Origin of the sequence: Veronia nyctiphanis (assembly GCF_004116385.1) — a bacterium.
Lineage (GTDB): Bacteria > Pseudomonadota > Gammaproteobacteria > Enterobacterales > Vibrionaceae > Veronia > Veronia nyctiphanis.
On the sequence record NZ_PEIB01000001.1, the window covers coordinates 339,813 to 352,355 of the forward strand.

Below are 12,543 nucleotides of genomic sequence, written 5' to 3' on the forward strand. Positions count from 1 at the left end.
ACAGAAATGGGGGCGGTTCTACCGGATGAATGCTGCAGTGACGTCCAAGATTCCCCGGAAGTATCAGTTGCCATATCCCAAGAAACAGATGCCTACAGCGAGGCTGCTGAAAGTGTAATGGAACAAAGCATGGTTAATTCGGAAATAATGGCGGATGAATTCAACGAAAACATGCCTGCGCAGAGCAGTGATTACAGCGACGGCAACATCCAGAAAGAGTTGGAGACACCAATGATGACGGACGTTAGTGAAAGCATGAACGCTTCTTCTTTAGTCCTTAGCCAATCTACGACCGTTGACGATGGTTCGATCGGCTTAATGCCGGGGTCTATGCAGATTGCCTCTGATTCACTCATTCCGTTTCAGTTTGCGCTAAACGGACTGTCAGTGGGCGGTGAGTCGATATCAATCAGCCTAATGTGTGGTTTCGACGCGGAAAGAAATGGTTATTTCTCTCTCTGCGGTTTTTTGAATGCAGAGAAAGTGATCGAGTTTACTGCGGTGACTGCTTTTGATGCCAATTCACTTATCATAAATGGCACGCTCTCAAGTTTTACTCAGCTTGATGAGTATGAAAGTGCTGATGGAAATATCTGCATTGTCGGGGATTCGGTCACCTTTACATTACCTCTTCAAATGCTGGACGGGGGCAGCCATGTTCATCCGGTCAGTTTCGCCGTCTCTAACGTACAGCTTTCACAGGAATCTGAGCTATCCAAACAGGAGGCTGTGACTGAAGGTGAATCGGAACTGCCATCTGAAGGACTGGAAGTGTATGCTTCGCAAGAGCAACCCAACGAGGAAATTGCATCAGCCGATGATGTAACTTCAGTGCCTGAAGCCCCCGTAACTGCTTCTCAGGAAACTGTTGTGTTTTATTCTGACATGCTCGCGTCAGCTTTATCAAGTGTGACCTGCTATGCCATGCCTGTTCTGGTCGATACCTCGATTCCTGGTTTGCTCAGTTTGTATCTCGATGATGCTGATGGCCGCATTGCGGTGCTGGATATTACACCTGTGCGTTGCAACGACGGACAAACGTATGACTACGAGTCCACCCAACACCAGAAGGTCGATGTTGTGACGGGCGAAGAGTGGTTTGCTTTACCATTTATGCTTGAAGATGCGACATCAGGAACGAGCAGACCTTATCAGTTGTCGATTGCCGTTAATCAAGGCGATCATGCACCTGACCTGAATCTATCATTTGCACCCGCAGAGCCTATTGCGGACCCAATGGGCGAGCCCATGACTGATACAGTCACAGAGGTGGTTGCTGATTCTTCGCCAAACGAAATGGAAATGCCTGTTGAGCCAGATGTGATGGCTGAACCTGCGGTAACGGCAGACGAAGCACCCGCAGCAATGCAAGGTCCGGTGGGCGAGGAATCTGTGGTTTTCGACCCCAACATGCTGGCGTCAGCACTGTCTACTGTTACCTGTTACACCATGCCTGTGCTGGTGGATACCTCGATTCCGGGCTTAGTGAGTTTATATCTCGATGATGCAGATGGTCGCATCGCGGTGTTGGACATTACGCCAGTACGCTGTAATGACGGGCAAAGTTATGACTATGAATCAACCCAGCATCAAAAAGTGGATATTACGACGGGTGAAGAGTGGTTTGCGTTGCCATTTATGTTGGTGGACTCCGCCACCGGAGCCAGCAGGCCTTACCATTGCGTTGCCATTTATGTTGGTGGACTCCGCCACCGGAGCCAGCAGGCCTTACCAGCTTTCTGTCGCCGTCAATCAGGGAGACCATGTCCCCGATTTGAACCTTTCCAACCCTCCGGCTCCAGTTTTTGATGGCGGCGAGCCGTCAACAGATACCCAAGCGTCCGGTTCAGTCGATGAAATAGCAGCTGACGCGACAGACACATCTACCGCAGCGGCTGATTCTCAGGTTGTCAGTTTTAACGTTGAACATGTAGCGTCTGCTATTGCGAGTATGACCTGTTACACCATGCCATTACTGATTGATACCAGTGTATCTGGCACGCTCAGCCTGTATCTGGATGATGCAGATGGCAAAATTGCAGTGATGGATATTACCCCTGTTGCTTGTGGTGATGGGTTAAGTTTCGATTATCGCCTTGTTCAACAGCAAAAAGTGGACATGGCCGATGGATCTTCACAGATTACCCTGCCTTTTGATCTCAACAACTTGAGTACAGGTGAAGTGTGGCCGGGGCAACTGACCGTCGCGGTAAATCAGGGCGATCATGAACCCGAACTCGCTGCGGCGGCTGATGAGATTAGCCAATCTGACCCAGTAACAGAAACCATTGAACAACAAATTCAGCCAGCAGCTGATCCCCAACCCTCTACTGAACCTGAAGAGCTTGCAGCCAGCTCACCGTTAGAGCCGTTTGCTCCAGCTTCTCAACCTGTTTTACTGAATGTTCCATCTGCGCCAGCGCAAATCACTCCGGCTACACCAACCTTGCTATCTCAGATTCTCGCCGAGTGTGTTCAACAAAGTGGTGCGTTGAGTGGGCAATCAATGACATTCAAACTCGAACCTGAAAGTGGCATATTTTTCGGCGGAGGTATCTTTAATCATCGAGGAAACTGGCAGTTGAGCGATGCCGTGTCCTTCTCTGAGGTCATGTTTGCGGCAGAAGAGGGCTTTGAAGGGACGTTAAGCCTTTCGATTTCGGTCGGCGCTGAAAATGAGGGTAGCGATACAACCGTTGATATCGAAATCATCGTAGGTGACCCACAGGAGGGGGCGACAGATAACGAGGGTGAACAGACAATCGTCTCCCTTGCCGACAAAATTTCAATAAGCGGTTCAGCAGAAGCGATGGGTGATGAATCTCTCTTTGTCAGGGTATTTAGCCTTCCAGAGGGAGCGAGGTTACAAGCGCGAGATGTGGCTTCCAATGAGGTCACTCTGCTGTCAGATCAAGACAGAGTTTCGTCTGAAAACATCTGCCAGTTAGAAATTGCAGGACCTATGTCACTGCCAGCTAGCTTTAGCATTATGGTTGAAGGGATTGTAAACACCTCATCAGAAAGCGGTATAGAAGAGCGCATACTGCCCGCGCAGTCACTTCAGGTAGATATCAATCCATCACCTGAAGCAATGGGGATTGAAATGACCTCCACCGTTGTCGAGATGCCCGAGCCAGAAACATCCCCCCTTGAATCCGCTGACAGCGGTGAATCCTTTGCAAACGAACCCACTCAGTTACAAAGCGATGAGGTGGAGCAGGAGATGCCCACTGAAACGTTGATAGCGGAACAGCCCCTTGCAGAAACGATGAGCGAGGAAACGCCTTGCATGGATGAGGTCAATAACGCTCTGACGTCACCTATTGCAGAGGAGAGTGACATTGCCGTTCCTGATGAGCCAGTGATTGAAGAGGTTCCTGTGTCGGACTCTCTAGCTGATGCCAGCATGATATCTGAAGAGGCATCACCGGAGCCTGACCCGTTGGTTGTAGCAGTCGAAACAAACGAGCAGGATGCTGTCATCGAACAAGATATGACACCAACGGTACATGAGGCGGTGTGTTTTGATCCTGATGTTGTCAATGCTGCGTTGTCCGGTGTGACCTGCTACACCATGCCACTACTGACTGATACGAGTGTTCCGGGAACACTTAGCCTGTATCTTGATGATCCTGATGGTCGAATCCCTGTTATCGACCTTACGCCAGTCGCACTTGCGGACGGGGTCAGTTTTGATTACGAAATGACGCAGCACCATAACGTTGACTGCGCCAACGGTGAAGACAATATTCTGTTTTCCTTCAGCCTCATTAACGAGGCAACAGGCGCTATTCGTCAGGCAAGTATCAGTGTGGTAGTGAATCAAGGCGATCACACTCCTGATTTGTCTCAGGCCTCCATACCACAACCAGCGCCAGTGGCTGAAGACATGCCAATGCCTGATATGTCTTCAGCCGAGTCCGACAATGACGTTCAAAGTGTAACTGAGTCGCCCATCACCAATGAGATGGAGGCTGGCGAGATGGGAGTAGCAAACGCGACTACCGACGCGCCACAGGAAATGTCATCACCGCACAGTGCGCCTGATATGCAGGCGATTCAAGCTGATTTATCAGCGAATGGAATCGTGCCACTGGATTTCTCTGAGATCCGGCGTCAACTGGCGAATATCATGATGTCCGGTATCACGGATATGCCTTCGATGATCGTGACGCATTTTCATGAAGAAGATATGTTTGTTCTGGTGTCTGACCATGGTGAGCAGCAGGATATTGAACTCAACTTTATTGGTTGGGCTGAAGACCAAACGGGTATGTCAGTGGCTCAGTTTGGCTTTGATTTAACCATGCTTGATGCGGGTCATATTTACCTTCGTTTATCTCCGCAAAGTTCCGCAGAAACCGTTTCTATTCATGCGCAGCTGTTTGGTAGCGATGGCAGTCCGATCTATCAGGGACAAATTGTTTCGCAATCTGAAAGCGATGGCGCGATGCCAGAGCCTATGGCAATGTCTGCGGCGTCGGACCAGACTGTGGCTGCTAGTGATGCCGAAGCCAATGGTCAGGAGGAAGTGAGGGTTGCGAGGGGAGGCGATGTTACACTCGCGTCGCTGCTGGTGAAATGTGAAGGCATTGCCGATATTAGTATTGTTAAAAGCGCAATGTTGTTCGTCGACTACTCAAAAGGGGCGTTTGGTTTACCTTCCGGCAACTACAGCAATGTATTTCTTGCCTCGTTGGCCGATGAGATCACGTTTATGCCAGAGAAGGGCGTTCGCGGCGAACTTGAAATAAAAGCCTTGATCACGTTACAGGATCCGACGTCGACAGATTATAGAACGCTGAAAGACAACATTGTTCTGGATTTAGATGCGATGGGAGCTCAGTCTGTCTCATTTGATAGTGAACCACTGGACAATGCGGCATCTGAGGCGTTGACCGAACATATCGAACCTGCCCCGCAAATGGCTGAACAAGCACCGGAACAGGAAGATGCAACTATGCCGTCTGCTTCGCCAGAGCTGGAAATAGCGCCGGAAATGCCACCAATGAACGAAGATATGCCCCTTCCAGAAAATGAGATGCCAGCGCAGGAAATGGCGACCACTCCGATAATGGAGAACCAAGAGAGTGTCGAATCTGTTCAGGATGACTCGCCGATGATGCCTCCTGAAGATAACCCTCTCGAATCACCAAATATGCCAGAGATGAATGCAGCGCCGCAGATGCCTGATGATCAACCGGAGGGCGACAACATATCGCCTGAGGTCGATAGCTCACACGTTGGTCAAAGCGAAGATACGGTATTGACGACACTGCATCTTGATAACAGTGATTACCCACAAATCAATGTGACCTTAGCGGCGGGTATCGATGCACAGCTTCGCATCACTGAGCAGGTTCCGGGCGTGACTGCAACTGGCGATGGAAACAATGTATTGGTGCTGACGGGAAGTGTTGAATCCATCAACACGCTGCTAGAAAAAGGTATTTCCTGCCATCACGGTTCACAAGACGGCGTGGCAATGATCATCACCCGGGCAACCCCTCAGGGTCGCTCACTCGAACTGGCAGAGTTGTCATCTGGTGGATACCTCAAAGCAACAATAGTGACGAATCGTTCTATTCCGATCCCTGTTGTTGGTTTGCTGGAATCAATGGTTGACCAACTGGATATTGTTACCAGCCTGACAATCTGTGGCCTTGGTGAAACCAGCAAGCTGGTGGATGCGCAGGGAAATCTGGTTGGCTCGCACTATGGTGACGGTACATGGACAGTGAACCTAGAAAATGCAGCGGTGGACAATCTCTATATTGCTTTGACAGATCAACCAAAGCGCGTTGTGGAAATTCGGGCCATGGCCGGCGAAGCAACGCTAGCTTCTATTAATGCGTTTTTCAGGGTAACAGATGCTGAAGTAGGTGCATCAACACTGGAGGAAGAGATGATGCAGAGTGATAGTGGTTCAGACAATGCCTCATCGGGAGAAAACGTCGAAATCATCGAAAACTTTAATATCGGCGTTGATGTCATAAACCTGCGGCGTGACTTTGTGTCCGAGGGGCGTTTTACCTTCACCCAGCTTGCCAACAGACTCGATATTCAGCAGGTTGGCGACGATACCCGATTACAGATTTTCGATATAAATGCCAATTTACAGCGAAGCGTTGTCCTCAAAGGCCGTCCACTGAGTGCCATGCTTGGTATAGATTGTCAGAGCATGACTCAAGACGAGATATTGGAGTCTATGTTGATGTCAGGACAGTTGGCGGTATTTGGCAATGACACTGACTCTTTCGCACCCGAGCCTGTTGTCGAAGTAAACAATGCACAAACACAGCATATCGAAATTCAACTTGGGGGTTTTTGCGACCTTTCAACCCTGCTGCCTGCCAGTATTTGTGGCCAACACTCAGTTGAAGTGCTTCGAGACTATGTGCGACCGGAAATCACAGATACAGGGATCATTCTGCATGTCTCTTCTTCTGCAGGTGGTGAAACAATGAGTAACGTTGCGTTGGATAATATTACGCTGGCTGAGCTTGGGTTAGATGACACCGCAACGGGTGCGGATATTCTTCAAAGCCTGTTGGCGAGAAACGCATTGGTACTCGAACCGCAGGCGTGATTGCTCTTCTTGACCATGAGGCGTCAAGCAGGCAATCTGCATGCATTATGTGTCTTGGAAATGAATAAATGAAAACGCTTTTCGCACATCGCGGAATGTCAGCACTCGCCCCTGAAAATACGCTCTCCGCTTTTGCGGAAGTAAAAGAATACGGGCTTGGTTGGGTAGAGTGTGATGTGGATGTTCTTGCCGATGGTACTGTGGTCATTTCCCATGATGACACCTTAGATCGTTGCACCAACCGGACTGGCTCCCTCTATGCACTCACCAAAAACGATTTGCCCGGCATTGATGCTGGCAGTTGGTTCGGTGACAATTTTGAGGATGAACCTTTACCTACATTCAGCCAGTTTATTGATCTCGTCAATGAACATCAGCTCAACATAAATGTTGAAATAAAATCATGTGCCGCAGGCTGGCCGATGACTCTTACATTACTCGACGGAGTCATTGAGGGGCTGAATAAACTGTCACCCGACCTCAAGTTATTAGTCTCCAGTTTTAACCACCTGGCCCTGGCCGAGTTTAAGCGGCGATCACCCAAGACTGACGTTGCTTGTCTGTTTGAAGATGATTATACCGATGACGATTGGCGTTCAACCGCGGAAGCGTGTGAAGCAACTGCGATTCACCTGAGCAACCAAGCTTGAGCCAGCAAATGGTGGCTGATATCAAAGAAGCGGGTTATCAGCTGAATGTTTACACAGTGAATGATCTCGCCAGAGCAAACCAACTATTTAACTGGGGTGTGGACGGCATTTTTACCGACGTGGGACACTTGTTTCCTTCCCGTTATCGACAATTCTAAATATTGGGGTCTTTTGACCCCATTTATCTGTCCAAATTAGCTTTTCTTTCTGGCTGAAGATAAATCAACATCAAGTACGTGATGTGTTAAGTGCCTTGGTATTTAAGCTACCAATAAGGGAGTGCAGCTCAGGCACTATCCGTTCAATAAGATGAAGCTGCCGGAGGATAAACTCGGCAGAATCCGAGACATCATCCAATTCTCGCCATGTTGTTTTATTCTCCCTCCACGCAATGTCATCGGGCGCTACATCAGGAAAATCAATCTCGCAATCAGCCGATTCAAGCCGTCGATAACATGCTGATGGGCAATATCGATAGTGTCTAGTAGTGCCTCACTTTCTATCGATTGTCTATGCGCGCCAATCGCCGAAATGTAACCCAGCATCGCGTTGGTCAAACACAGGAAGCGGAAGCCTTCATCTGTTGCCGTCCGGTAGCGACCGGGTTCGGCCAACATGTTACTCATCGCCGTTGTCAGTTGAGCATCTTTGTTATGGGCATTGCGCCGGATAATGCGATATTCCATGCTGTCCTGCTTACCGCCCTGATACTGGCTGATCACTTTTCGTAGGTATTCACAGTTGGCGTTGAGGGTGTCCGACATAATGCCTCTGAGCCTGTGTGCCTGCCAATCAGGTAATATATAACGCACGGCAATGGCTGCGATAATGCAGCCAGCCAGTGTGTCTGTCATCCTTGGCAGCATCACCGCAAAGCCATGTCCGAGCTGATTAAATGACATCAGAACAAATAAGGTAATGCAGGTCGTCGACAAGGTGTAATGGGTGATCCTGAAGGCGAAAAATAGCATACCGAAAACCACCATCAGCACCAGTTGCCCTTCTGGGTCTGGAAACAACGCCATGAGCGGCAATCCGGCGGCGAGACCAGATACGGTGCCAAATATCCTGTCGGTCAGTTTGCTTCGCGTCGCAGCATAGTTAGGTTGGCAGACAAACAAGGTTGTGAGCATTAACCAATATCCTTGCTCAAGTTGAAAACCTTGGATAACGCCATATCCGACCGTTAATGCCAGCGCAAGCCGAACACCATGCCGGAATAAAAGTGCTTTGGGCGTCAGTTGTGCCCTGATGCGATAGAACTTTTCTTTCAGACCGTGTGCTTCAAAGTCAGCCAACTGTTTGTCATCGTTGTTCTCAGGAGAGACAAAGTGTGCATTGGTAACGTTGTTAAGTTGACTCTCTACGGTCTCAAGGTTCTTAAAAAGGTAATCAACTTGAGCAAGTAATGCTTTGTCTGTGTTTTTGTTATTGGCCTTAATATGTTCGATGGCAATCGCCAGCTCATTCAGCAAGCGCTGATTCGTTTTGGGGTGTTCATAAGGCACAGCCAGCTTAACCGACTCAGCAATGGCCAAGCAGGCTTTGGCTTGCTCTTGCATCAGTAAACGGACACGGAACAGTAGGTCACTGTGGAAAAACGCCTCATACAGGTCAGCATATAAATAATGCGATGAACTGATGCGTTCATGAATGTCCTGCGCAATAAAGTAGGCCTGAAGTAGCGTTGATGTGCTGTTGTTTGAGGCTGAACGGCGGGTGCGGCTCAGCAAGGCTGATTTTGCGAGATTGAGTGCCTTAACAACATTGCTGTTCTGGTTTGCCAGTTTCAAACGTGTGTGTTGAGGGTTGGGTTCACTGGTTGGCAGAAACAAATCAGATTTGTGGTTAAAGTATTTTCCGAGCTCAAGAAATATGCTCGATAGATGATGCTGTACCGGCTGGAGAGGCCAGATCGCCAGCCAGATTAATGAGATCAGCCCGTACCAGCTGGCGCCAGCCATCAAAAGCGTGGGTTGCAGCAGTGTTTCGCCATCTTCCACACTTAACATGGTGTAAACCGCGATCATCAATGATGCGAAAGCGATCGTTGCATAGCGGCTACCAATAGCGCCAAGCATAATGAACACAAAGGTCGAGCAAAATAAACCGACGGCAAAAATCAGCGGATAAGGGAAGAGCACTGACACTGATAGCGTTGCAACGGTAAAACACACAAGCGTCACGGCCAGAGACTTAAATCGGCCTGACAGGCTGTCATCCGTTTCTGCTAGTGCCGAAGCAATAACACCGAGCACCAGCGGGTTTATCGCTTCGATAGCGTCTTGCCACCAACAAGCAAGAACAATCGAGCTTAGAGCGATAAAAACACGGACACTGTAGTTAATTCTGCTGTTTGACCAATAATGACGAAATTTGTGCTGCTTCTGTTGCGGATTCATTAGGGTTCCGAACGATTTCTTTTATTGCCTTAAGTTACCAGAAACCGTTAATTTGTGTGCCACATATCAATAAAAAATCGATAATTCATTCAGATACCATGAGAAAAGCCTTAAATACTGCTATTCTCGCAGCAAACCAAGCAGTTGCAGTATTCCTATGAAACTAGCGGCCAGTCGGCTTGCGCAGTGGTTTGTGCAAGGTGAACATTTCAGTATCACCCTTGATAAACATTGCCTGAAACTCGAATCAAAAGACATGTTTGAGACTGTCCCGTTTGCTCTCTGGGATGGGCAGTGTCGCATTGAGCGCGGTATTTTCTGGGGAAGAATGACGTTGATGGTTGCTCCTATGGATGAGCCTGCAAGAGGCATAACCATCTATGGCTTAAGCTGGTGGAAGCTGAAAGGGTTTGCAGAAACACTGGCAGCTGCGCATCAGGCATGGCTTTCTAATCAGACAACTCTGCTCAAGCCTATCGAGCCTCTCTTAAACAACCTTGTTGATGAGTTGAATGACTTCTCGGGCTACATGCGAGCAGATGTTGTCCGTCAGTGGCAAGACAAATTCCATAAAACCCTTAACGACTATCAGGTCAGTCTCGCAGTGATCTCTGCAATCTTGCCTGCCGTGTATCAAAAAGTTCGGCCGTGGCTTGAAGTGCCGGATGATGCAAGAGAAGCCCGAAATCACCGCTGGATGGAAGGAACACTTCAGACATGGCAATCATTTTTTGACACTGTAGAGTCTTCGCCGCTTAACCCCTCCCAGCGACGCGCGGTATTGCAGGATGAGAGTCACAACCTTCTTCTGGCTGGGGCAGGTTCAGGAAAAACCAGTGTGTTAGTGGCACGCGCACGTTATCTCGTTGAGAGCCAACAATGTGAACCTTCTGAGATTCTCCTGTTGGCGTTTGGCAGAAAAGCGGCCGATGAGCTTAAAGAGAGACTCAATCAGCCAGAGATGGCCGGGGTTCGCGTGGCGACCTTTCATGGTTTTGCTATTGAAATTATCAAGACCTTGTCCGGTAACGCGCCATCTATTTCACCATTGGCGACAGAAGATGCCAGTCGCTCAGCCTTCCTAACACAAGCGCTGGCTGAAATGTGGGGAATTAAGGCCCAACTTAATCGATGGAATAAATATCTCGCCGAAAATCCAATATCTGGTGTGGTGACTGAAGGCGAGCTGGCAGAACAAGCGCACTCAGAGAAACTGCATCAGTGGGTATGGCGCAGAGCCAGCCTGATCTTACAGCAGTCCGAGAGTCTGACAAAGCTCAAACAGAAGATTTCTGACGACGATAAAAAAGCGCTCACAGAGCTGGCGATGGTCTCTCCGGTGGTGAAAGCGTATCACACAAGCCTCAAAGCCGACTCAGCGACGGATTTCGATATGTTGATCACCGAGGCCACCAAGATACTTCGTCGTAAACAGGGCGGAGACGCGTTAGGCCTTAGGTTTGTGATGGTGGATGAATATCAGGATATTTCTCCGGCGAGATTGTCGATGTTGGAAGCATTGTGTACCAGCAATAAATCGTCTCCACCTTCATTGTTTGCAGTGGGGGATGACTGGCAGGCTATTTATCGTTTCACAGGCGCAGACGTCAACCTGACCACAGGATTTGTAGAGCGGTTTTCAGATGGCAAGGTAACCAGCCTAGATACCACCTATCGCTTTAACAACATGATAGGTGAAGTGGCAAATCGCTTCATTCAGCAAAACCCTGCGCAACTGGAGAAGTCTTTACAGAGTGTAAAAATACAAAAGAAAAAGGCGGTGACGATTTCACCTTCAGGATCAGGGCAAACAATATTGGCGGATATTGCAGCAAAACATCAAGGTGCCAGCGTACTGGTCATCGGGCGTAATCATCATCACAAGCCGGACGATTTTGCGCAATGGCAGTCGGCGTTTCCGGCGATCTCGATCAGTTATCAGACTGTTCATGCCAGTAAAGGGCGTGAGGCAGATTTTGTCCTCATTTGTCAGGTAAATAATGGAAGTTTTCCCACTTCAGTGAGACAGGAGGCGCTTGTCGACGCATTACTCACCGACGAGTCTGGTATTGAGTATGCAGAAGAGCGGCGTCTTTTCTATGTTGCTCTGACTCGGTCTAAACAGTCTGTTTGGATACTTTCTGATAGCCAAAACCCATCTCCTTTTGTGCATGAACTGATAGAAGGGGAATATCCGGTGTTCAATAAACTCGGCAGGAAAGTCGCGCGTAACCCCGTCAACGAACCAGTGGTGATAGAGCAGGATAATGCAAAACACCAAGAGGATGGCTGAGGGTTGATACTTGCGAGTTCGCTTTTGGTGCGTCAAAAGCCAAATATTTCGTAAAGCCTTCTTCCTATCTATGTGGTGTCAGTGTATCCGGCTGACTTACGCAGGCTTAAAGCAAGATTTGTGGCACATATTTCAATGAGATTTCAATTTTAGTATCGACCTATGTAATGATAATAATTATCATTACAGTTTTGTTGCTGTTGGAATAGAAAATGCTTGTGCCAGACAGAGTAAAACGTAAAGACAACTACCTCGCTGCATTTCAAAAAGCGAATACAGCACTGACGTTAAAGTTGTCTGCTCTGAAAGATGGAAAACCCGGGATTTGTAAACTCAAAGAGCTGATTTCTGCTAGTGACGATCTGGCAGATGTGTGTAGTCATTTTGATGACGAATTGAAACACTATGAACTGCTCATTTGGTTACATCATCAGATTTCGCTGTATTATCGCAGCGAAGGAATTGGCCCTGGTTTGCAGTTAATCTGCCGCGTCGAAGCTCAGCAAATTGCGGAAAGAATTCGGATGCACGGTATCTACCTTTCTGGCGACATCATCCCATTCATTGAAGTGCTAAAACCGATACCTATCAAAAAAACCAAGCCGTAAA

General features: G+C 48.5%; 4 protein-coding genes and 1 pseudogene. 4 read left to right on the top strand and 1 reads right to left on the bottom strand.

What is annotated here, in order from left to right:
• Positions 1 to 1,612 precede the first annotated feature (1,612 nt).
• Both CS022_RS01600 and CS022_RS01605 read left to right on the top strand, forming a co-directional pair.
• Positions 1,613 to 6,589 (top strand): hypothetical protein, encoded by a 4,977-nt coding sequence (locus CS022_RS01600; protein ID WP_145964499.1) that lies wholly within the window; start codon positions 1,613 to 1,615, stop codon positions 6,587 to 6,589.
• A 68-nt stretch (positions 6,590 to 6,657) separates the two neighbouring features.
• Positions 6,658 to 7,397, top strand: a pseudogene (locus CS022_RS01605) (glycerophosphoryl diester phosphodiesterase).
• Positions 7,398 to 7,643: 246 nt separating this feature from the next.
• Here the strand turns inward: CS022_RS01605 and yccS are convergent.
• The gene (gene yccS, locus CS022_RS01610; protein WP_235869181.1) at positions 7,644 to 9,641 is read right to left on the bottom strand and encodes a YccS family putative transporter; all 1,998 of its coding nucleotides are present in this window, start codon (positions 9,639 to 9,641) and stop codon (positions 7,644 to 7,646) included.
• A 157-nt stretch (positions 9,642 to 9,798) separates the two neighbouring features.
• Here yccS and helD point away from each other — a divergent pair, with 157 nt between their 5' ends.
• Both helD and CS022_RS01620 read left to right on the top strand, forming a co-directional pair.
• Positions 9,799 to 11,934, top strand: coding sequence for a DNA helicase IV (helD, locus tag CS022_RS01615; protein ID WP_129120805.1), 2,136 nt, complete (start codon positions 9,799 to 9,801; stop codon positions 11,932 to 11,934).
• A 212-nt stretch (positions 11,935 to 12,146) separates the two neighbouring features.
• A complete protein-coding gene (locus CS022_RS01620; protein WP_129120806.1) occupies positions 12,147 to 12,542 on the top strand; it encodes a hypothetical protein in 396 nt (131 codons plus the stop codon).
• The last annotated feature ends 1 nt before the right edge of the window (position 12,543 follow it).